Annotated in this window: 29 protein-coding genes and 3 pseudogenes; all 32 read left to right on the top strand. The window is 34.3% G+C overall.

Going from position 1 to position 20,189, the window contains the following annotated elements:
* The first annotated feature begins 181 nt into the window (after positions 1-181).
* The gene (locus tag H6F32_RS18695) at positions 182-475 is read left to right on the top strand and encodes a glycosyltransferase (RefSeq protein ID WP_190370788.1); all 294 of its coding nucleotides are present in this window, start codon (positions 182-184) and stop codon (positions 473-475) included.
* Between the two features lie 171 nt (positions 476-646).
* Positions 647-1,072: a hypothetical protein gene (locus H6F32_RS18690; RefSeq protein WP_190370793.1), complete on the top strand. Its 426-nt coding sequence runs from the start codon at positions 647-649 to the stop codon at positions 1,070-1,072.
* A gap of 38 nt (positions 1,073-1,110) precedes the next feature.
* Positions 1,111-1,239, top strand: a complete 129-nt coding sequence (locus H6F32_RS18685; protein WP_277875080.1) for a GDP-mannose 4,6-dehydratase — start codon at positions 1,111-1,113, stop codon at positions 1,237-1,239.
* Positions 1,211-1,372 (top strand): hypothetical protein, encoded by a 162-nt coding sequence (locus H6F32_RS18680; RefSeq protein WP_190370787.1) that lies wholly within the window; start codon positions 1,211-1,213, stop codon positions 1,370-1,372. Before H6F32_RS18685 ends, H6F32_RS18680 begins: the two co-directional genes overlap by 29 nt.
* 2 nt (positions 1,373-1,374) lie before the next feature.
* Positions 1,375-2,211 carry an ABC transporter permease gene (locus H6F32_RS18675; RefSeq protein WP_190370786.1) on the top strand — a complete coding sequence of 279 codons (837 nt, stop codon included), beginning with the start codon at positions 1,375-1,377 and terminating at the stop codon, positions 2,209-2,211.
* A gap of 239 nt (positions 2,212-2,450) precedes the next feature.
* Complete coding sequence (locus H6F32_RS18670) at positions 2,451-2,666, top strand: DUF2887 domain-containing protein (protein ID WP_190370785.1); 216 nt, start codon at positions 2,451-2,453, stop codon at positions 2,664-2,666.
* 47 nt (positions 2,667-2,713) lie between these two features.
* Positions 2,714-3,334 carry a hypothetical protein gene (locus H6F32_RS18665; RefSeq protein WP_190370784.1) on the top strand — a complete coding sequence of 207 codons (621 nt, stop codon included), beginning with the start codon at positions 2,714-2,716 and terminating at the stop codon, positions 3,332-3,334.
* 90 nt (positions 3,335-3,424) lie between these two features.
* A pseudogene (locus H6F32_RS18660) lies at positions 3,425-3,892 on the top strand (RNA-guided endonuclease InsQ/TnpB family protein); the annotation flags it as partial.
* 113 nt (positions 3,893-4,005) lie between these two features.
* The gene (locus tag H6F32_RS18655; RefSeq protein WP_190370783.1) at positions 4,006-4,458 is read left to right on the top strand and encodes a DUF29 domain-containing protein; all 453 of its coding nucleotides are present in this window, start codon (positions 4,006-4,008) and stop codon (positions 4,456-4,458) included.
* A 125-nt stretch (positions 4,459-4,583) separates the two neighbouring features.
* Positions 4,584-5,195, top strand: coding sequence for a hypothetical protein (locus H6F32_RS18650; protein ID WP_242031182.1), 612 nt, complete (start codon positions 4,584-4,586; stop codon positions 5,193-5,195).
* A gap of 82 nt (positions 5,196-5,277) precedes the next feature.
* Positions 5,278-5,492, top strand: a pseudogene (locus tag H6F32_RS18645) (ATP-binding cassette domain-containing protein); the annotation flags it as partial.
* 12 nt (positions 5,493-5,504) lie between these two features.
* Positions 5,505-5,819 (top strand): DUF2281 domain-containing protein, encoded by a 315-nt coding sequence (locus H6F32_RS18640; RefSeq protein ID WP_190370782.1) that lies wholly within the window; start codon positions 5,505-5,507, stop codon positions 5,817-5,819.
* On the top strand, positions 5,800-6,411 hold the full coding sequence (locus H6F32_RS18635) for a retropepsin-like aspartic protease (protein WP_137908344.1): 612 nt from the start codon (positions 5,800-5,802) through the stop codon (positions 6,409-6,411). Before H6F32_RS18640 ends, H6F32_RS18635 begins: the two co-directional genes overlap by 20 nt.
* A gap of 158 nt (positions 6,412-6,569) precedes the next feature.
* Entirely contained in the window at positions 6,570-7,847 is a 1,278-nt protein-coding gene (locus H6F32_RS18630; protein ID WP_190370781.1) for an ABC transporter ATP-binding protein, read from the top strand.
* Between the two features lie 188 nt (positions 7,848-8,035).
* Complete coding sequence (locus H6F32_RS18625) at positions 8,036-8,824, top strand: FkbM family methyltransferase (RefSeq protein ID WP_190370780.1); 789 nt, start codon at positions 8,036-8,038, stop codon at positions 8,822-8,824.
* A gap of 5 nt (positions 8,825-8,829) precedes the next feature.
* The gene (locus H6F32_RS18620) at positions 8,830-9,819 is read left to right on the top strand and encodes a glycosyltransferase (protein WP_190370779.1); all 990 of its coding nucleotides are present in this window, start codon (positions 8,830-8,832) and stop codon (positions 9,817-9,819) included.
* A 9-nt stretch (positions 9,820-9,828) separates the two neighbouring features.
* Positions 9,829-10,467: a cyclase family protein gene (locus H6F32_RS18615; RefSeq protein WP_190370778.1), complete on the top strand. Its 639-nt coding sequence runs from the start codon at positions 9,829-9,831 to the stop codon at positions 10,465-10,467.
* A gap of 40 nt (positions 10,468-10,507) precedes the next feature.
* A complete protein-coding gene (locus tag H6F32_RS18610; RefSeq protein WP_190370777.1) occupies positions 10,508-11,185 on the top strand; it encodes a cytidylyltransferase domain-containing protein in 678 nt (225 codons plus the stop codon).
* Positions 11,182-12,144 (top strand): phosphoglycerate dehydrogenase, encoded by a 963-nt coding sequence (locus H6F32_RS18605; protein ID WP_190370776.1) that lies wholly within the window; start codon positions 11,182-11,184, stop codon positions 12,142-12,144. Before H6F32_RS18610 ends, H6F32_RS18605 begins: the two co-directional genes overlap by 4 nt.
* Positions 12,141-12,890, top strand: a complete 750-nt coding sequence (locus H6F32_RS18600) for an SDR family NAD(P)-dependent oxidoreductase (protein WP_190370775.1) — start codon at positions 12,141-12,143, stop codon at positions 12,888-12,890. Before H6F32_RS18605 ends, H6F32_RS18600 begins: the two co-directional genes overlap by 4 nt.
* A gap of 54 nt (positions 12,891-12,944) precedes the next feature.
* The gene (locus tag H6F32_RS18595; RefSeq protein ID WP_199294633.1) at positions 12,945-13,748 is read left to right on the top strand and encodes a 6-hydroxymethylpterin diphosphokinase MptE-like protein; all 804 of its coding nucleotides are present in this window, start codon (positions 12,945-12,947) and stop codon (positions 13,746-13,748) included.
* A complete protein-coding gene (locus H6F32_RS18590) occupies positions 13,730-13,870 on the top strand; it encodes a hypothetical protein (RefSeq protein ID WP_190370774.1) in 141 nt (46 codons plus the stop codon). The genes H6F32_RS18595 and H6F32_RS18590 overlap by 19 nt, the downstream gene beginning before the upstream one ends.
* A 145-nt stretch (positions 13,871-14,015) precedes the next feature.
* Positions 14,016-14,420, top strand: a pseudogene (locus H6F32_RS18585) (glycosyltransferase); the annotation flags it as partial.
* Positions 14,421-14,455: 35 nt separating this feature from the next.
* The gene (locus tag H6F32_RS18580; RefSeq protein WP_190370773.1) at positions 14,456-14,605 is read left to right on the top strand and encodes a hypothetical protein; all 150 of its coding nucleotides are present in this window, start codon (positions 14,456-14,458) and stop codon (positions 14,603-14,605) included.
* Positions 14,606-14,660: 55 nt separating this feature from the next.
* Positions 14,661-15,551: an Rpn family recombination-promoting nuclease/putative transposase gene (locus H6F32_RS18575; protein WP_190370772.1), complete on the top strand. Its 891-nt coding sequence runs from the start codon at positions 14,661-14,663 to the stop codon at positions 15,549-15,551.
* 124 nt (positions 15,552-15,675) lie between these two features.
* Positions 15,676-16,578: a DUF4351 domain-containing protein gene (locus H6F32_RS18570; RefSeq protein WP_190370771.1), complete on the top strand. Its 903-nt coding sequence runs from the start codon at positions 15,676-15,678 to the stop codon at positions 16,576-16,578.
* Positions 16,579-16,873: 295 nt separating this feature from the next.
* Positions 16,874-17,044: a DUF4351 domain-containing protein gene (locus H6F32_RS18565; RefSeq protein ID WP_190370770.1), complete on the top strand. Its 171-nt coding sequence runs from the start codon at positions 16,874-16,876 to the stop codon at positions 17,042-17,044.
* Between the two features lie 156 nt (positions 17,045-17,200).
* Positions 17,201-17,998 carry a Uma2 family endonuclease gene (locus tag H6F32_RS18555; RefSeq protein ID WP_190370769.1) on the top strand — a complete coding sequence of 266 codons (798 nt, stop codon included), beginning with the start codon at positions 17,201-17,203 and terminating at the stop codon, positions 17,996-17,998.
* A gap of 70 nt (positions 17,999-18,068) precedes the next feature.
* Entirely contained in the window at positions 18,069-18,179 is a 111-nt protein-coding gene (locus H6F32_RS20995) for a DUF4351 domain-containing protein (RefSeq protein ID WP_190370790.1), read from the top strand.
* 241 nt (positions 18,180-18,420) lie between these two features.
* A complete protein-coding gene (locus H6F32_RS18545) occupies positions 18,421-18,714 on the top strand; it encodes an FkbM family methyltransferase (protein WP_190370768.1) in 294 nt (97 codons plus the stop codon).
* Positions 18,701-19,636, top strand: coding sequence for a glycosyltransferase (locus tag H6F32_RS18540; RefSeq protein WP_190370767.1), 936 nt, complete (start codon positions 18,701-18,703; stop codon positions 19,634-19,636). Before H6F32_RS18545 ends, H6F32_RS18540 begins: the two co-directional genes overlap by 14 nt.
* 140 nt (positions 19,637-19,776) lie before the next feature.
* On the top strand, positions 19,777-20,079 hold the full coding sequence (locus H6F32_RS21260; RefSeq protein WP_190370789.1) for a GDP-mannose 4,6-dehydratase: 303 nt from the start codon (positions 19,777-19,779) through the stop codon (positions 20,077-20,079).
* Positions 20,080-20,189 lie beyond the last annotated feature (110 nt).

The following is a 20,189-nucleotide window of genomic DNA, read 5'->3' as shown; positions in this document are numbered from 1 at the left end:
TGTAGATGTCTATGTTGCATTGTGCTGTCGAGAGTTTAGTAATTTCTCTCATTCTCCCATACCGATTACTAGACGACCCTTATTTATCAATGCACTATTTTTTTATTCTGTCAATGCGTAAGTCCTAATACCATACTCTCTCACAGCCTGTGACTTAGCATTAGTAAGTATAGATTCAGGATTGGAAAACTTAGTTGCTCCGAGCAAACTATATCCAGCATTAGCAGCAGAACGGCCAGTAGTTGCTATTTGCTCAGAACGATCTTACTTACGCAACTTAATCAAAGAGGGCGAATTTGGATTTGCAGTAGACAATGGAGATAGTATAGGATTAAAAGAGGCTATATTAGAACTCAAAAACAATCCAAAACTAGCACAGAACATGGGAATAGCATCCAGAAAATATCTAGAGTCCAATTTTACCCCACAAATTATAGCCAAAGAGTACTTTGAGGTTTTAAAAAAATGTATTTAGGTTATACCAAGATAAAATCAGTGTAAATGTGTTGTTGAATTGTCCAAATTTAGATTATACTAAGGTTATAAAATTAAATCAAAACTAGAAATAGGAGTTGGGCTTTGATGGTCTATTTGATCTCAGTCCCTCCCACGCAACCTTCTAATGTTAACAGTACAGGAGGCCGAAGTGCAGAGAAGGTGTGACCGAAATCGAAAACGTTCTAAAAGAAGACCAATATACTGTCCCATACATCAGTGTTACATAGATAGTGTCAGCCAAAAATATGGCTTATTTGCCGACAAGCCAGGACAACTACAAGCAAGGGGGGTAAAACGCAAAGAATCCATAATGTTAGTAGCAGCAAAAACCACTGTTTCCTTAGCAGGGGAATGGATAGAGGCTTTTTGGTGTGAAGAATGTCAAGAAACAAAATGGTATCATGTACGTAAAGATGGTAGTAAATATACAATAACAATTGTACCTACGGAACTTTGGCAGCAAGCAACAGGTGTAATTAATCCTCATCAAAACCCATCCGTCAGTGAGTTTACTTACAGACAATCTTGTATTCCCGGAGGTAAAACTATTAAAGATTTTCGGATGATGAACTAATAAACTAATATGTTATGCATCATCCTATATGAAAACGTATGAAAACGGCCCTGATTTGTGGAATTTCGAGACAAGACGGAGCCTATCTAGCAAAATTGCTGCTAGATAAAGGTTACACAGTTTGTGGTACTTCCAGAGATGCCCAAATATCCAGTTTTAGCAACTAGACCTACAGAATTATCCATAGGTAAAGCCAATCCAGAAAAAGCGAAAATCCAGCTAGGATGGGAAGCTAAGTATAAAATGTCAGATGTAGTGCAAATGATGGTACAGGCTAGGTTAGATCAAGGTAAATTATAATCATGAAAGAAATCACATCTCCGCCAGAATTAATTATAGAAGCTGGAAGAACAGAAAAGCAATACTGGCAAGATTTATGGCGATACAGAGAATTATTTTATTTCCTAGCTTGGCGAGATATATTAGTTAGATATAAACAAACGGTCATTGGTATTGTTTGGGCACTAATTCGACCATTTCTGACAATGGTAGTGTTTACAGTAGTATTTGGACAATTGGCAAAATTGCCATCAGAGGGAGCGCCTTATCCAATATTAGTATTTTCTGCCATGTTACCTTGGCAATTCTTCTCTAATTCCCTTTCAGAATGTAGCAACAGTTTAATTACCAATGCTAACTTACTATCAAAAGTCTATTTTCCGAGATTAGTAGTACCGACAAGTGCTGTAGTAGTAAGTTTTGTAGACTTTATGATTTCGGGAATGATTTTATTGGCATTAATGATTTGGTATAACTTTGTTCCGAGTTGGCGAATTTTAACCTTACCACTATTTATTGGTATTGCCTTTGCTGCGTCCATGGGTGCTGGTTTGTGGTTAGCATCATTAAATGTGCAATATCGAGATTTTCGCTTTATCGTTCCTTTTATAGTACAGTTTGGTTTATACATTTCTCCTGTAGGATTTAGTAGTAGTATAGTCCCAGAACAATGGCGGTTTATATATTCCTTAAATCCAATGGTAGGGGTAATTGATGGGTTTCGCTGGGCAATTTTAGGAGGAAATTCCCAATTTTATTTACCAGGATTTATTCTTTCTATGGGGTTAGTAATTTTACTATTGGTAAGTGGAATTTGGTACTTTAGAAAAATGGAAAGAACATTTGCAGATGTCATTTAGTAGCTATATCTATCAGAATTAAGTTTTTGGCGTTGCTGAACTCAGGTATGAAATTGAGAAATTCAAAATTTGAAACTTTGTGTCTAACGCAAGTGCTACGTTCGCTGATGCGCGAAATAAATATCATAATCATACCTCAATTCAGCAACGCCAGAAAAAGAATCTGGGTTAGATGGATTATTAACACCCATTAGTAATAATTCTGATGTACCATTAATATTTTATTTATCGAAGCCCAAATGCAGCTAGATACAAAATTTTATATTCGCTATTTTCGGGGTATATTTAGCTATATTGACCAATATGAAGTTAGTAGAAGTTGGCACAGATTACTAGTTGTAATTAATAAAGGTCTGGAATTAGCGCAAAAAGCGCGATCGCTGTCTATTGCTCAATTAAAATCATTATGTCAGGTTTGGAAAGTTGGTTATGGTTATAAGATAGATAATCCATAACTAAAGCAAAGCTGAAAATCAAAGCTGATAAATTAGGTTACTAGCAAATGTCTTATAGTGACTTTACCTTAGAGAAAATCAGTAAAATATTTGGTATTAATATTGAAGAAAGAATAAATGTCTTTACTTCGTTAGAAAAGCTAACCCTTGATCCTTTTTTTATAAAATATTTACAGAATAATATTCCCCTAGCGCAAGCAATTGGTACAGAAAAAGCCAAATCAGAAATGATTATTGCACCTGTTTTAATTGAAGTAAGAAGATTATTAGATAATAAAATTAGTTTATTCTCAGGAATTGATTTTAATGTTAATATTGAACAAGGTTTAAATGGATTTTGCGATTTTTTAATTAGTCTATCATCTCAACAGTTATATGTAACATCTCCTGTGATTGCTTTGGTGGAGGCAAAAAACGATAATCTTAAACAAGGATTTGCTCAATGTATTGCAGAAATGATCGCTGCTGCTCAATTAAATCAATCCGAGGGAAATAATATTGAAAATATTTATGGCTGTGTTACCAATGGTAATCAATGGGTGTTCTTGCAATTAACTGGTAATCTAGTGGTAGTTGATTTAGATGAGTATTACATAAATCAGCCAGAAAAAATTATCAGTGTATTTGTGAGTCTAATTAAGTCAGAGTTAAATTCAAATCCGAAATAAATCAGTAGCATGAGCTAAATTAAGTTAATTACTAGCAGAACAGGGAATCAATTTATAGAGATTTCTTTAGAGAGATTGTCCTAAGTTGACATTTCCAGGATTTATGCTAGAAAAAATCAAGGTTCAAATAATAAACACAAAGCTAAAATTAAACTAGCTAGACATCACGCTAAAGTAGCAAATTTGAGAAAAGATACTCTTGATAAAATCACTACTTACTTATGCAAAAACCACGCAACAATAGTAGTAGAAGATTTGAATGTTTCAGGAATGTTATCAAATCATAAATTAGCTCAAGCAATAGCTGATTGTGGGTTTTATGAGTTTAAGCGTCAACTAGAATACAAGGCTAAAAAGTTTGGTTGTCAAATCATAATTGCCGATAGATTTTATCCATCGAGTAAAACTTGTTCCCACTGTGGATATAAAAAAGAAAATCTTTCTTTATCTGAAAGAATTTATCACTGTGAGAACTGCGGTTTTGAGATGGATAGGGATCTAAATGCTGCAATTAATTTATCGCGTCTGGCTAAGGCGTGTAAGTCTACTGAGGGATAACCGCTCCCATGCTCCCATTGAAGTAGAAAGTAAAGTCTAGTTTTGTCTAGGTTTTATATAGCAGATTTCTGTAACCCAAACATCAATATTTAAAATGTAAATGAGTAAGTAAAATGCCACCTACACAAGCAAATTATGACATTTATGAACAAGATTATCCTGAATGGTTAGATATTACCCTTAACCAACTGCAAAATCGGGATTTAGAAAATATTGACTGGGAACATTTAATTGAGGAAATTACTGTATTGGGAAACGAACAAAGGCGTAAAGTAGAGAGTTATTTATTGAGACTTTTAATTCATCTACTATTGTATAATTATTGGCAGTCAGAAAAAGATTGGTCTGGGAAGGGTTGGAAAAAAGAAATTGATAACTTTAGACTGGAATTAGATTTATTATTGGAGTCTAAAGTTCTTTATAATCATTGTGTAAAAATCCTAGATAAGATTTACATTAAAGCTAGAAATAATGCAATTCGTAAATCTGAACTATCTCCAGCTATGTTCCCTGAAAATTGCCCTTATTCTTTAACAGAAATTCTGAATCCTGAATGGTTGCCATGATCACAGAGGTAGACTATGAACACAGCAAGACTTGTACTGAGCTTGTCGAAGTATGCCTGTGTTACAGGGGTTTTATCACTAACATCTGTACCTCAGAATAACGGAAATTGCTGTATCAGCAAACAATGATGATACCTAAAATAAAGATATTACAAGAGGATCAATCTTATACCTTTAGTTCTTACTTTGATTTACCCTATGAAACCGATGATATTTTACGAGAGTTTGATTATTCATTTATTAAAACAGAGTTATCTTTACCACAAACAGATCAATCTATAGATGAACTGTTAGTGGTAAAAGAAAAGATCAGAAAAATTTTACCTTTGGTTAGTTTAAGTAGTGAAACTGCTAGACGAGAAACTTTAGTAGCTCCCATTTTATTAGAAATTATTGCTATTTGTAACTGTCAGCTAAAAATTGAATATCCGTTAAGAGTAAGCGATCGCTTAAAAGGAAGTTTAGATTATTTATTACAGTCTAGACATGATTTATTAGTGATTGAAGCAAAAAAAGATGATTTAACAAAAGGTTTTACTCAACTCGCAGTAGAATTAATTGCTTTATCTCAAGTTACGGAGCAAAATATATTTTATGGTGCTGTAACTATTGGTACTTTGTGGCAATTTGGTAAATTAGATCAAATTGAAAAAACTATCTATCAAGATCTAAACCTTTTTAAAATTCCTGATGACTTGCTGGATTTAGGTAAAGTTTTATTAGGTATTTTAGCATAATAACATTATGGATAAATTTATCATCATTTATCCTAATATGAGAATCTATAACTCATCGAGTTAATATTTTTCAAATTGATAGTTAAAGGATGTGTCATTGGATATTAAACAAGGGGATAGAATAGGAATTATTGGCCGTAATAGCGCAGGGAAATCTAATTTTAAAAAAAAATTAAATTGCATTGCATGACAGAACCAACCTGTGGTAAAATATTTATGAAAGGTCGAGTTGCTAGTTTATTGAAGGTAAGAATATGTCTTGATTCTGAATTGACCGTTAGAGATAACATTGAACTAAAATAATTTAGGATGGTAGTTCTGTTTACACAAACAGAAGAAATTATTGAAAATATAATTCAAAAAATCCAAAATTTACCCCTAAAAAATCAACAACAAATATTGGATTACATTGAATTTATTGCCAACAAATATCAACCGGAAAAAGTTAATCTAACTCAAAAAAACCAAAAACGAATTGCTGGACTTCAAGGAGGAAAAATTTGGATGAGTGATGATTTTAACAAACCTTTAGGTGATGAAATTTGGGCATCAGATACAGTTATTCATGAATTTCAATTGTCTCCTGACTTTCCTATAGCTAAATATGAACGAAAAATACAATAGTGCCAAAGAATGGCGTAAAGCAAATTACCGAAAACTAAAACAATATCGTGGAGAATGGATTATTTACACTAAGGATGGTGTAATAGCTCATCACCAAGATTATAGAATCATGACACAGCAAATTGACCTTCAGAACTTAAAATCTTCTGACTACATCACTGAGCGGATCTACGAGAACGAATTTGTTGAGCCAGTGAAGTTTTTCCCAGTGCGTTTTAGAACAGTCAAAAAACATGATTGGCAGCCAAAATACGAAGTCTGTCTAACTTTTCAAAATTCTAAACTCCTGGAAATGCTTGTAGATTCTGGTTCGGATATTAGCCTAATTACATTTTATTTAGGCACAGACTTAGGATATGCCCTCTCTCAAGGAGAAGTTCTGAGTAATGGAGAGGGAGTAGGGGGGAGTGTACAATATGTACTCCGACAAGTTGAAATGCAGATTGATGATTATACCTTTTCTGCTCCTGTGGCCTGGTTACAAAATGAGGATTGCCAGGAAGTTTTATTAGGTAGGGAAGTTGTGTTTGATTTATTTGATATTGAATTTAAACAAGCTGAGGAGAAAATCCTATTCAAATATAGGGGATAACTACTGGCAACTTATAAAATAAGTGTGTTATAAGTTATCTAATAATATACTATAGGTTGGTAATTTAGCTACTTCTATAATTAAATGCTAAATTTAGCTTAATCTTGAGATATATAAGCCGTCAAATCAATAACTTTCAAATTGATAAATTAATACTTATGTCAGATGCAGTTATTCGCGTTGAAAATCTAGGCAAAAAATATATTATTGGCCATCAACAGCAGGAACGCTACACAGCACTGCGAGATGTGATTACTAATAAGGTTAAATCTATTGGTAGTCTACTAAATCCGCAAGCTAAGAATGAAAATCCTGCTTTTGAGGAATTTTGGGCTTTAAAGGATGTATCCTTTGAAATTAAACAAGGTGATAGAGTTGGGATTATTGGGCGCAATGGGGCGGGAAAATCAACACTATTGAAGATTTTAAGCCGCATTACAGAACCGACAAAAGGGAGTATTAAAATTAAGGGTAGGGTAGCGAGTTTATTGGAGGTGGGAACAGGTTTTCATCCAGAGTTGACAGGGAGAGAAAATATATTTCTCAATGGTGCTATTTTGGGTATGGGTAAGGAGGAAATTAAGCGGAAGTTTGATGAAATTGTGGCGTTTGCGGAGGTGGAGAAGTTTTTAGATACCCCAGTGAAGCGGTATTCTTCGGGGATGTATGTACGGTTGGCGTTTGCGGTGGCGGCACATTTGGAACCGGAGATTTTGATTGTGGATGAGGTATTGGCTGTGGGGGATGCAGCATTTCAGAAGAAGTGTTTGGGGAAGATGGAGGATGTAGGGAAAGAAGGGAGGACGGTTTTATTTGTTAGTCATCAGATGGATATGATCAGGGCTTTATGTGACAAATGTTGTTTGCTTAGTTCAGGTACAATTATAGCTACGGGTGAACCTCAAACAGTAATTGAAGATTATCAAGCTAATCTTTATAACTGTGAGTCGGAAGCTTTTTTTGAAATTCCTGAAAATCCAGAAATGCCTTTACAGGTTACAACAGGAAGGTTGATTGATTCTAAAAGTAATATTAAAAACCAATTTGATGTATTTGAATCAATTATTTTGGAGCTAGAATATGCTGTTAATGAATGTAAACCAGGTTGTATTGTTAATTTTGAAATCAAAAAAAATAATAGTACATTATTTTTTTCCTTTGATACAGATGTCTCACCAAAATTCTTAGACAAAAGAGAATTAGGTAAATATTTATGTCAAATACAATTACCTTGTCCTTTGCTAAAACAGGGGATTTATACAATTACAATAGGAACTGGTATAGCAAATAGTCACAAAATTCAGCATTTAGAAAACATCCTGGCATTTGAAGTTTCATTATCGTCTAAATCTTCCTCTTTTTTAAGTTGTGCAGATAAACGGCCCGGAGTTATAGCAACATTCCTTGAATGGGATATTAAGAAGCACATATCTTAAAATACTATTAATTGGTACTTTAAGGTTGCCAAACATTTTTTAAATATAACCCAATTTATACATATAAAGCACGTATAAATTATGCTATCTTGCATTTCGAGGAAAGAAAAATACAACCAGGTTAACTTCTTGAAAATTGTCCTAATTTAATTAATCAATCGAGCTTTATAAAGGTTATCATTTTCATTATGAAACAGATAAAATCCCAAATCAAGTCAATTATCAAAAGAATTTTCTTTAAAACAAATAATTTTCCTCAAAAAATTGTTTTAAATGACCTTGCAGGTAAAGAACTATATTTTAATGCCTATAGTCCTGTTGAAAATTACAGAATAGCAATGTACGGCAATGAAAAAGACTTTTTACAAAAATTTATTAGTGAATTAAATTCCCAAGATATTTTATTTGATATTGGGGCTAGTGTCGGCTTAATGACAGTTCATGCAGCATCTGTTTTGAAAGACGGTAAAGTTTTTGCTTTTGAACCTGATCCGGAAAATAGAAATAGACTTCGTAACAATGTTAACCTTAACTATCTTACTAACGTTGAATTTATTGATTGGGCTGTTAGTGATAGCTTAGGAGAAGTAGTATTATTTACTGATGGTGCAGCAGGAGCAGCACCAACTTTAAGAGAACAAAAAAATCGAGACATTGCACCAAAAGGTCAAGTATTAGTGAAAACTAAAACACTAGATCAGGCTATCATAGATAAAGAATTACCTTTACCTACAGTCTTAAAAATAGATATTGAAGGAGCAGAAATCCTCTGTATTAAAGGTGCTAACAAACTCTTGCAAGGCAAACTGGGGAAAAAGCCTAGACTTATTTGTGTAGAAATACATCCAGATTTTTTACCTGATTTTAGCTCTGATGAAGCTGAAATTCATAATCTAATATTAACATCAGGATATTCAGTGGTATGGCATCAAGAAAGAGAGTCGCAAATTCATTACTTTTATCAATCTAATTCTTAGACTGTATGCAGAATCAATATGCTATTTCCATAGTAATACGCTGCTACAATGAAGAAGAACACATCGGACGGCTGTTGAGTGGCATAATTCAACAAACCATTCAAGATGTAGAAATTATTGTAGTAGATTCAGGTTCAACAGATGCAACCATTTCTATAGCATCTCGTTATCCTGTCAAACTTATTTCCATTAAACCCCAAGAATTTACCTTTGGTAAATCCCTTAACTTAGGTTGTCAAGCAGCAACCGGTAAATTTATTGTCATTGCAAGTGCCCATGTTTATCCAGTATATCAAGACTGGTTAGAAAAGTTAATTGCTCCCTTTGATAACCCCAATATTGCCTTAACTTATGGAAAACAACGGGGAAATGAAAACAGTAAATATAGTGAACATCAGATTTTTACTCAATGGTTTCCTGATAAATCTAATTGTGATCAAAATACACCATTTTGCAATAATGCTAATGCTGCTATTCGGAGATCACTTTGGCAAAAATTGCCTTACAATGAGAGTTTAACAGGTTTAGAGGATTTAGATTGGAGTAAACGAGCAATGGAATTAGGCTATCAAATAGCCTATGTAGCAGAAGCTGAGATTATTCATGTCCATAATGAAACCCCGAAACGAATATTTAATCGTTATCGCCGGGAAGCGATCGCACTTAAACATATTTTTCCTCAACAAACCTTCAATTTTTGGGATTTTTTACATCTTTTCCCTAGCAATGTCATCAGTGACTATTATCATGCCTTTAAAGAGGGGGTATTAAGTCAAAATTTTGTATCTATCTTAATTTTTCGGTTAATGCAGTTTTGGGGAACGTATAGAGGCTATAATCGCCATAATGATGAGATTAATAAGCATCTGAAACAAACTTTTTATTATCCTCTGAACTTATCTTTCCACAAAGTAATCAAAGAATCATCAAGAAATCAATTAATGATTGATTATTCCCAACAACCAGAAACGTATTTATCTAATTTATCTAAGTAAGTAAAAATTTTGAGTAACTACATTGATATTTCTGTACCATTGTCCCCTAATATACCTCAGTGGCCAGGTAGCCCTGAGGTCAGTTTCAACCGTAACCTTGACTTAGATCAAGGCGATATTGCCAACGATACTACAATAAGTTTAAGTGTTCATACAGGCACTCATGTAGATGCTCCTTTGCATTTCTTGAAACACGGTAAAGGTGTAGAGCAACTTTCTCTAGATATTTTAATGGGTAAGGTTTATGTAGCCCATCTACCTAATGTCAATATAATCACTTCTGATACATTAGCTGATTGTATGATACCTCCAAATACACAAAGGCTATTATTACATACCCGTAATTCTCAATTATGGGAAAATCAAGTAGCCAAATTTCAAAAAGATTTTGTTGCTTTAACCGCTGATGCTGCTCAATGGGTTGTAGAGCATGGTATTAAGTTAATAGGGATAGATTATCTTTCTATTCAACTTTTTGATGATAGTCCCAAAACCCATGAAATTCTGTTAGAATCTGAAGTTATTATCATTGAAGGACTTAATTTAACTAATGTATCTTCTGGAGAATATGAGCTAATTTGTTTACCTGTTAAATTAGCTGGAGTCGAAGGTGCACCAGCAAGGGTGATTTTAAAAACCATTAATTAAATTAATCTTAGATCAAGTTTAATCAAGTCAACGAAAACAAATGAAAAATCAGAAAATTGTAGCTTTTGTTCCCATGCGTCACTCCAGTGAGCGTGTTAAAGGAAAAAATTATCGTCCTTTCGCTGGTAAACCTCTATATCATTATATAGTCAATAGTTTACTAGCTTGTCCTTTAATTAGTCAAGTTTGTATAGATACAGATAGTGAAACTATTATTGAAGATGCTAAAGAGCATTTTCCTAATGTTACAATTTTACTGCGTCCTGAACATTTGAGATCAGGAATGACATCAATGAATGATGTCTTACTTAATTCTATCGCTCAAGTAGAAGCTGATATTTATATTCAAACTCATAGCACTAATCCCTTATTAAAATCAGAAACTATATCTAAATCTATAGATTTGTTTTTGACCAGTTCTAATAATGATAGTTTATTTGGAGTAACTAGGTTACAAACAAGACTCTTTGATCACAAATATCAACCTATCAATCATGATCCTAATGTCTTACTTCGTACCCAAGATTTACCACCAGTTTATGAAGAAAACTCTAATATTTATATTTTCACTAAAGACGTAATACTAAACTGTAAAAATAGAATCGGTAAAAAACCTATTCTATTTGAAATAGATCGAGAAGAAGCTTGGGATATTGACGAAGAAATAGACTTTAAAATTGCTGAATTGCTTTATTTGGAAAGAGAAGGAAAAATATGAGTTGGAAAGTATTAATTTCTGCTCCTCCTATGTTAATGACATTAGAGGAATGTAAAGAAAGATTTAAACAAGAAAATCTCGAAATTGTTGCTCCAAAAATTAAACAACAATTAAGCGAAACCGAATTATGTAATATTATTGGCGATTTTGATGGTGTAATTGCGGGAGATGATCCATTTACGGCTAAAGTTATAGCAATAGGTAAAAAAGGTAAATTAAAAGTATTAGCAAAATGGGGAATTGGTGTTGATGCTATTGATTTAGAAGCAGCTAAAAATTTAGGAATTTATACTTCTAATACTCCTAATGTTTTTGGTGATGAAGTTGCTGATGTCGCTTTAGGTTATACTATTTTATTAGCCCGAAAATTACATAAAATAGATGCTGCTGTCAGAAAAGGAGAATGGCTGAAGATTCAAGGCACTTCTTTGAAAGGTAAAATAGCTGGTATCATTGGTGTGGGTAGTATTGGACAAGCGATCGCGCGGCGATTTCAAGTTTTAGGAATGTCCCTCTTAGGTTATGATGTGCATCCTATTAATACCTCATTTTGTCAAGAAACAAGATTAAAACAAGTTGAATTAAATTATTTACTAAGTAATGCTGATTATGTTGTTTTAGCTTGTAACTTAACTCCTAATAACTATCATTTGCTCAATGAAACAGCTTTTGGGAATATGAAAACAGGTGTTTCCTTAGTCAATGTAGCTCGTGGTCCATTGATTGACGAAAAAGCACTAATTTTAGCCTTAGATAGTGGTAAAGTGGCAGCCGTCGCCTTAGATGTATTTGAATCTGAACCTTTTAACCTAGAAAATCCTCTAGTTAATTATCCACAGGTTATATTAGGAAGTCATAACAGTTCCAACACCAGAGAGGCAGTATTAAAAGTCAATCAGATGGCCATAGATAATTTAGTCAGAGACTTAAAAAAAGCAACTATAGGTTTCCAAAAATGAAAAAAGTGGCTTTAATTACTGGAGTAGCTGGTGGTATTGGCAAAGCTACAGCAGAATTGTTTAAGGCTAAAGATTGGTGTACCATAGGAGTAGATCGTCAGGCCGACTTTCAACTTGATTTCTTAAATCATTATATTTGTGCAGATGTTTCCGATCATCAAGCAGTTTCTCAAATTGTCAAGGAAACAAATCAAAAAGAGGGGAAATTAGATGCCCTGATCAACAATGCTGCTATTTCAATTTGTAAGCCAGTATTAGAAACTGAAATAGCAGAATGGGATTTAATAATGTCAATTAATCTTCGTTCCGCCTTTTTGCTATCTCAATCTGCCTATCCTTTACTTCAAAAAAGTCAAGGAAGTATTGTTAATGTTAGCTCCGTTCATGCGATCGCAACTTCAGTTAATATTGCTGCTTATGCAGCTAGTAAGGGAGGATTAGTTGCTTTCACCCGTGCTTTAGCCATAGAATGGGCTAAAGATCAAATAAGAGTTAATGCGATTTTACCTGGAGCGGTAGATACCGCTATGCTAGATGCAGGTTTAATGAGAGGACATCTTTCGGGAGCAAACCTCAATCAATTGAAACAAAACTTAGCCCAAAAAACTGTAATAGGAAAGATTGGTAAACCGCAAGAAATTGCTCAAGGAATTCTATTCCTAGCTGATAATAATCAGTCTTCTTTCATGACAGGTCAATCAATCGTTGTTGATGGTGGAGCTACCGCCAGACTTAGCACAGAATAGCCAAAGCCCTAACATAAAAGTAATTCTAAAAGAGTGCCAATGAGAATCAATAAAATGCTGATTAATTCCTTAAAAGCAGCCATTAAACCTGTAAAAAATGATATTGATGCTTACTTGAAATATTACGATAATAGAATGTACCAACAATGGTATTTTAGATATGGGAAGAAAATAGCCAAATTCAAAGATATTCATAAAGGAGAAAGCTGCTTTATTATAGGTAACGGTCCATCTTTAAAGAATATGGATCTGTCTCCTCTAAAAAATTATCACACCTTTGGGTTAAATAAAATTTATTTAATGTTTGATAAAGTTGATCTCAATCTCAGTTATCATGTAGCGGTTAACCGTTTAGTTATAGAACAAAGCGTATCAGAATTTGAATCTTTACAATGTCCATCTTTCTTATCCTATATACCTGCACATACATCAATCAGTCCTCTTGACCACATTTATTATATTCTAACCGGAGGTTTATGTAAATTTAGTTCTAATCCTATAGAAATAATTTGTGAAGGTCACACCGTTACTTATGTGGCTATGCAAATAGCATTTTATATGGGATTTAGTAAAGTTTTTTTGATTGGAGTAGATCACAATTTTATAGCTCAAGGTCAACCTAATGAACAGCAGATTTTACAAGGAGAAGACCCTAACCATTTTGCTCCTAATTATTTTGGTAATCAACAGTGGCATCTTCCCGATTTAGAGGCATCAGAGATTCATTATCATATTGCTAAATTTAATTATAATAGAGCTAATCGTCAAATTTATGATGCAACAGTCAATGGTAAATTACAAATTTTTCCTAAAATTTCTTATGAGGAAGCATTAAATAAATGTCGTTTTTCAGTTTGAAAGATACTTGCAAGGGTAGTGATTTACTTTTTCAGGCTGTGCAAAAATTACCTCAAAGCCTGAAAGAAGAAACTATACTTTTAACTTTTGGTAATGGTGGAGAAACAATTGTAGTTGTTTAACTTAAAAATGAGACAAAAAGTGATAGGTTCTGTAGATAATGATTCTAGGATAACTAAGGCTGTTCAATTGCTTAAAGAATTAAATTTCCGTGGTTATTGTTTAGCTTAATGTCTCAATCTAAAGTTAAATGAATATACATCTGAATTGGGAATGCATACTCTGAGTTTAGGTTACATTAGTAGCGATCGCTTAAAATCTGTGGCTTTCCCTGCGGCTGACTTGTTTATCTTTCCTACCCGTGCAGATAATTTACCATTAGTATTACAAGAAAGTATGGCTTGTGGCACACCGATGGTGTCTTTTAAAATTGGTGGTGTACCTGACCTAGTGCGTCATAACCTCACTGGTTATTTAGCACAACCGGAAAATTCAACAGATTTCTGTAATGGGATTGTAATGTTATTAGAAGATGAAGGATTACGCCAAAAAATGAGCGAAAATTGTCGAGCGGACTGCTTGCAGCAGCGTTTCGCTATCGCACTGAAAGAATATAGTTTAGAACTACAAGCAAAACGGTATATTGAACTATATCAACAGGTATTGGCATAAAATGTGTTTACTAAAGTCTGTTATATAGCTGAAAATTGTCGAGCGAACTGCTTGCAGCAGCATTTCGCTATCGCCCTGAAAGAATATACTTGAGAAATGCCAGCAAGAAGATATATAGAACTATACCAACAGGTCAGGCGATCGCTGCCCTTGAAGTAAGCATGGCTACTGAGTATATAATGTAATTGAACTCCAAAATCAACTCAACTCTTAATACTTAAATAATAAAATTATAAAAACTTGAAAACAGATAGTCTATTTTACCGATTATTCCAAACATTTCCGCCACTACTGTTTGATCTGCTCAAATTTACCCCCGTTAACAGTAATTACAAATTCAAGTCAGTAGAAATAAAACAAACAGCCTTTCGTCTGGACGGAGTATTTTCACCACCGGAAAACGACCACAATTCCCCTCTATTTTTTGTAGAAGTCCAATTTCAAACAGATAAACTATTTTATCACCGCTTTTTTAGCGAAATATTCCTTTACCTGCGTCAATTTGACCCCCCCAACCCCTGGCAAGGAGTAGTTATTTATCCCAATCGTCAGACAGAAACAGGAAAAACCTGCCACTATGACTTTTTATTGGCAAGTTCCAGAGTCCACCGTATATACTTAAATGAATTAGAGCCTCCAGCAAATGCCCCCATTAGTCTGAAGTTGTTAAAACTGATTGTTACTCCTGCGGATAAAAGTGCAGTTTTAGCACAAGAAATTGCCAAGGAAACCTATGGAGAAATAACTCAAAGACCATTGCAATTACAACTGATTGATTTACTAGAGACTATCATGGTTTATAAACTGCCTATTTTAAGTAGAGAGGAAATACAGCAGATGATAGGAATAACAGACATAGACCTCAAACAAACCCGTTTTTATCAGGATGTCTTTGCTGAAGGACAACAGGAAGGAAAACAACAAGGAAAGCAAGAAGGAAAACAAGAAGGAAAACAAGAAGAGGGAGTGAGTATCGTTCTGCGTCTTCTAAAACGGCAATTTGGTTCTTTAGATTCTGCCATTGAAACCCGAATTCGGGGTTTGAAACTAAGTGTAATTGAAATGTTGGTTGATCAATTACTTGATTTTAAGGATATTTCTGAGTTAAAAACCTGGTTAGAAGACCACTAAATTTTCGCCTTTAATCTATCCCTAAGGCCAACTTATAATCGCCTGAGATATACTTGGTTGATCTTAAAAGCGATCGCTAATTTATGAAATCTCAAATACCCGCATAAATACCCGCATAAAACCAGTGGCAAAAAAAGCAGATATAGGCAGTAAAAGATTAATCAGTCTAGCACCTGATATATGGGTACAATGGATTACCCAACATTCCCATCTGCAAGTACAAGAAATCCTCAACACTGAATTTCAGTGGATAGATAGAGAAAGTGACGTTTTACTCAAAGTGTACAGCCCAGAAATAGGAGAATTTTTATTACTTAACGAACTACAACTGCGTTACCATCAGAGAATGCCCCGACGATTACGGGCATACACAGCCCTAGCAGAAGAGCGTTATAACTTAAAAGTATACCCAGTTCTCATTAACATCCTCCCCCAAAGCACTAAACAAATAATCCCCAATCGCTATGAATCAGAAATATTAGGGATAAAGGCTTATCAAGATTATCAAGTGATCAACCTGTGGGAAGTAGATGTTAACCTAGTGTTTGAGCAAAAAATATCTACGCTATTGCCCTTTGTACCAATTCTCCAGGGTGGAAACAGTGAAAATAACCTCCGTCTTGCAGTAACAGAACTGCGGAAAGATGAACAACTAAAAGACCTAGAACCATTATTATCATTCTTTGCTAGTTTTGTTTTAGAGATTCCCTTAATTCAACAAATCATGAGGTGGGATATGACAGTGTTAAGAGAGTCACCGTGGTATGAAGAAATTCTTAAAGAAGGATTGCAACAGGGGGAAAAACAAGGACTACAACAAGGACTACAACAAGGGCTACAACAAGGGCTACAACAAGGGGAGTCAGTCCTTGTTTTGCGTCAACTCACTAGGAGGTTTGGGGAAATAGAATTTTCTATGAGGGAGAAAATCAAGAAGTTACCCACTACTGAGTTAGAAATATTGGGAGAAAGTTTATTGGATTTTTCCCAAATACAAGACCTGATAGACTGGTTAGCAGTTCATTAAACTGCTAACAAAAGAAGTGATTGGGGGAAGTTAAAGCGATCGCTTCCCTGGGTATGGCAACTCAATATATAATCTGATCATGCCCAGATCCCTGACTTCTGAGGGAAGTAGGGGATCTGAAACTCTAGAGTGACAGCAATTGAGATATACGTTGTTTATCTTGCTTGAAAGCGATCGCTAATTTATGAGATATCAAAAGCGAGGGTTTTATTTAATGCTTGTCTTTGATGCTGCAACGATGAATGTTACTCGGTCTAATCTTGCCAGAGTCCTTGTAAACGGAGGTTAATATGAAATGGCAAAGGCAGAAATTTTGAGTCGAATAAGACGAGACTTTGGTGAGTTATCAGCAGAACAGACAAAACAGATTGGGAAATTACCAGTACCTCAATTAGAATCTCTAGCAAAAGCTCTATTAGATTTTGACGGATTGGCAGATTTAGAGGTCTGGTTAGCAGAGGTATGAAGAAAACTACATTGATGATCAGATTTGCTATTGTTCCGATTTAACAAAAATGCGTGAACATTATCCTCGCTGGGATATTACAATTTCCTTAGAAGAGACAATTAAGCAGATAGTTGAATCTTGGCAACAGCGATTAAATACAGGAGATAATTAACAATGTATCAAAGTGATGTGTATAGCAAACCTAGCTATGAGCCATTACCTCCTCAACAAACACTGCCAACGATGTATGATTTACCTAGCGAAGATCCAGAGGAGCCAGGGTTGCCAGACGAATTTCACCTTTTACAACCAGAATTATTGCGTAGTACCTTTCGTCCTCCTTCTTATGCAGAAGATAGTGTATTTACAGGTAGTGACTTAAATTTATACTACGACAGCAAGCATACACAATGGTATAAAAGACCAGATTGGTTTGCAGTTTTGGGGGTATCCCGTTTTTATGAACAAACAGAACTAAGATTAAGCTATGTTACTTGGTATGAAGGAACATATCCCTTTGTGGTAGTAGAATTAATATCTCCAGGAACAGAAAACGAAGACTTAGGGAGAAATAGAAATTTACGGGAAGTTAATCAACCACCTAATAAATGGACAGTATATGAGCAAATTCTCAGAATCCCCTATTATTTTGTCTATAACCGTTATACTGACGAGTTTCACTGTTATGGTTTAGTAACGAACCGTTATCAACCGCTGTCTATTAATGGATTAGGGGTATGGCTAGAAGAAGCTGAATTAGGTTTAGGATTATGGGAGGGAGAATATCAAGGACTAACTAGACAGTGGTTACGTTGGTATGATAAAGATAATAATTGGTTGCCTACTCCAGAAGAACGAGAAAAGCAACGGGCAGAACAGGAAAAGCAACGGGCAGATTCTGCTGAATTAGAAGTAGCTAAATTACGACAATTGTTATTGGAACAAGGTATCAGCTTACCTAATGATCAATAAATTTGAAAAACTGTCCAGTCTGAAGTTTATCCTTTAATCCTGGACATCCTGATTCTGACAATTTACCTAAATCAAAAGTTTTCCTATATCAAAGTTGGAGGACTTGGGAGAAGCATTGTTGGATTTTCACGGTATTGATGATTTGGATGACTGGCTACAAAAATATACTGAATTAAGTTAATTTGAGGAATTTATCTATGCGCTATCGCACACGCTAGGCGAACGTGCATTGGTTGATACGCCTTCGTTGAGAGACAATCTTAACTTATGTATTTGTTAGCATTAGTTATCAAAAAAGTATCGGTAGCGGCAATTGAGATATACTTTGTTGATCTTGACAGCGATCGCTAATTTATGAAATCTCAAAAGCGAGGGTTTTATTTAATGCTTGTCTTTGATCCTGCAACGATGAATGTTACTCGGTGATTAAAATAGATGTAGAAGGGGCTGAAATAGAAACATTGAATGGGGCATTAACTTGCACTCAAGAAAAACAACCCTATATATTAGTTGAATGGAATGTTCTTAATTTAAGAGTTTACAATTGTAAGCCAGAAGTTTTATTAAACTTTGCACTCAAGATTAATTATAAATTAGTCAGCCTTCCCTATTTATCACCTATTACGGATCTAACTTTTATAGAACTGCATATGATCCAAACCGAAAATTTTTTATTGGTACCTAACCAAAAGCAGAAAAAATATGAAGGACAATAAAAACAAGGATTTACCTAAAATTTCTCTAGTCACTGCTTCCTATAATCAAGGTCAGTTCATTGAAACAACTATTCAATCTGTTTTGTATCAAGACTATCCCAACCTTGAATATATTATTCTTGATGGTAATTCAAACGATAACTCTGTTGAAATTATCAAGAAATATCAAGATAAACTTACTTATTGGCATTCTAAAGCTGATGATGGTGCATCCGCTGCTATTCAACAAGGTAAACAAAAGTGTACTGGAGAGTTATTTAACTGGTTGAATTCTGATGATTACTTACTTCCCGGTACATTATTGTCGTTAGGAACTATTGCTGCGAAATATCCTGAATATGATATTTATGCGTTTATTGGACTAGAATCTTGGGATATGACATCTCCAATTTTAGTAAACTCAAATAAGTTTGATCGAAAAATATTTGCAGTTGATATTTTGTTTAATAGATGCGGTTTTGCTCAAGAAAGTACCTTTTTAAGGTTGGATTTTCTTCAAAAAAATAATATTGTTATTCGCAAAGAATTTTCAAATCTTTTTGATACAGTTCTCTATGAAGAAATGTTATCAAAGGGAGCAAGAATTCTTTTTATAAAAGCCTTTGGTGGCGTAATTAGGCATCATAAATGTGCTAAAACGAGTATTGGTGTGCCGGATTTAGATATTAAAAAATATCATCGTTTTTGTCAAGAAATTTACAGCGAATCAGATTTGTTATGGAGACGACTAATTAGCAAAATAATATGGCGTAATCCTCTATTCTCGTTTCTTTTCTTCAAGAAGATTGCAGATAATATAATTATTTATATATATCTAACTTTTAAAAAAGTAGGGGTTATAAAAAAAAATATACCAACATACAATTTTTGTGAATTGTATTGGTGTTCAGAAAATAAAAGAGTTGAATGGCGAATTAAGTAGATTTTTCTTTTTTAGCAGGACTTACGCAACTGGCATATTGGTAGGGTGCGTCAGACTGCATAAATACTGCAAATAAACAGATTGTTGATATCTGACACACCCTACAACTACAGGAAGTATTAAAATCAACAGCTTTAGTTATTACGCTACTAGATGCAATTCGTAAATTTGCTTCTGATTGTGTTTTTATCAGCTTCTCAAGTGCATCTGTTTATGGCAATCCTGTAGCACTACCGATCAATGAGAATACACCAATTAAACCAGTTTCTTCTTATGGCTACCATAAATACATGGAAGAATTAGCTATTTTGGAGTATGCCTCACTTCATCAAATTCGATCTGCAACATTACGCATTTTCTCAGCTTATGGTGAACGTTTACGTCGTCAAGTTATTTGGGATTTAACATCTAAAATTATTACTTCTATAGGACTTACGCATTGACAGAATAAAAAAATAGTGCATTGATAAATAAGGGTCGTCTAGTAATCGGTATGGGAGAATGAGAGAAATTACTAAACTCTCGACAGCACAATGCAACATAGACATCTACA

It is taken from the genome of Anabaena sp. FACHB-1237 (assembly GCF_014696225.1).
GTDB lineage: Bacteria > Cyanobacteriota > Cyanobacteriia > Cyanobacteriales > Nostocaceae > FACHB-1237.
The sequence above is the reverse complement of the archived record's forward strand: the minus strand, read 5'-3'. Positions and strand labels throughout refer to the sequence as shown.

Coding starts and splice junctions, on each gene's coding strand:
- H6F32_RS18635 (WP_137908344.1), top strand. CDS start 5,800: ATGAACGAAAAATACAATAGTGCCAAAGAATGGCGTAAAGCAAATTAC.
- H6F32_RS18595 (WP_199294633.1), top strand. CDS start 12,945: ATGCTGATTAATTCCTTAAAAGCAGCCATTAAACCTGTAAAAAATGAT.
- H6F32_RS18620 (WP_190370779.1), top strand. CDS start 8,830: ATGCAGAATCAATATGCTATTTCCATAGTAATACGCTGCTACAATGAA.
- H6F32_RS18610 (WP_190370777.1), top strand. CDS start 10,508: ATGAAAAATCAGAAAATTGTAGCTTTTGTTCCCATGCGTCACTCCAGT.
- H6F32_RS18625 (WP_190370780.1), top strand. CDS start 8,036: ATGAAACAGATAAAATCCCAAATCAAGTCAATTATCAAAAGAATTTTC.
- H6F32_RS18680 (WP_190370787.1), top strand. CDS start 1,211: ATGCCCAAATATCCAGTTTTAGCAACTAGACCTACAGAATTATCCATA.
- H6F32_RS18685 (WP_277875080.1), top strand. CDS start 1,111: ATGAAAACGGCCCTGATTTGTGGAATTTCGAGACAAGACGGAGCCTAT.
- H6F32_RS18655 (WP_190370783.1), top strand. CDS start 4,006: ATGCCACCTACACAAGCAAATTATGACATTTATGAACAAGATTATCCT.
- H6F32_RS18630 (WP_190370781.1), top strand. CDS start 6,570: ATGTCAGATGCAGTTATTCGCGTTGAAAATCTAGGCAAAAAATATATT.
- H6F32_RS18640 (WP_190370782.1), top strand. CDS start 5,505: ATGGTAGTTCTGTTTACACAAACAGAAGAAATTATTGAAAATATAATT.
- H6F32_RS18670 (WP_190370785.1), top strand. CDS start 2,451: ATGCAGCTAGATACAAAATTTTATATTCGCTATTTTCGGGGTATATTT.
- H6F32_RS18540 (WP_190370767.1), top strand. CDS start 18,701: ATGAAGGACAATAAAAACAAGGATTTACCTAAAATTTCTCTAGTCACT.
- H6F32_RS18565 (WP_190370770.1), top strand. CDS start 16,874: ATGGCAAAGGCAGAAATTTTGAGTCGAATAAGACGAGACTTTGGTGAG.
- H6F32_RS18600 (WP_190370775.1), top strand. CDS start 12,141: ATGAAAAAAGTGGCTTTAATTACTGGAGTAGCTGGTGGTATTGGCAAA.
- H6F32_RS18590 (WP_190370774.1), top strand. CDS start 13,730: ATGTCGTTTTTCAGTTTGAAAGATACTTGCAAGGGTAGTGATTTACTT.
- H6F32_RS18605 (WP_190370776.1), top strand. CDS start 11,182: ATGAGTTGGAAAGTATTAATTTCTGCTCCTCCTATGTTAATGACATTA.
- H6F32_RS18650 (WP_242031182.1), top strand. CDS start 4,584: ATGATGATACCTAAAATAAAGATATTACAAGAGGATCAATCTTATACC.
- H6F32_RS18555 (WP_190370769.1), top strand. CDS start 17,201: ATGTATCAAAGTGATGTGTATAGCAAACCTAGCTATGAGCCATTACCT.
- H6F32_RS18665 (WP_190370784.1), top strand. CDS start 2,714: ATGTCTTATAGTGACTTTACCTTAGAGAAAATCAGTAAAATATTTGGT.
- H6F32_RS18675 (WP_190370786.1), top strand. CDS start 1,375: ATGAAAGAAATCACATCTCCGCCAGAATTAATTATAGAAGCTGGAAGA.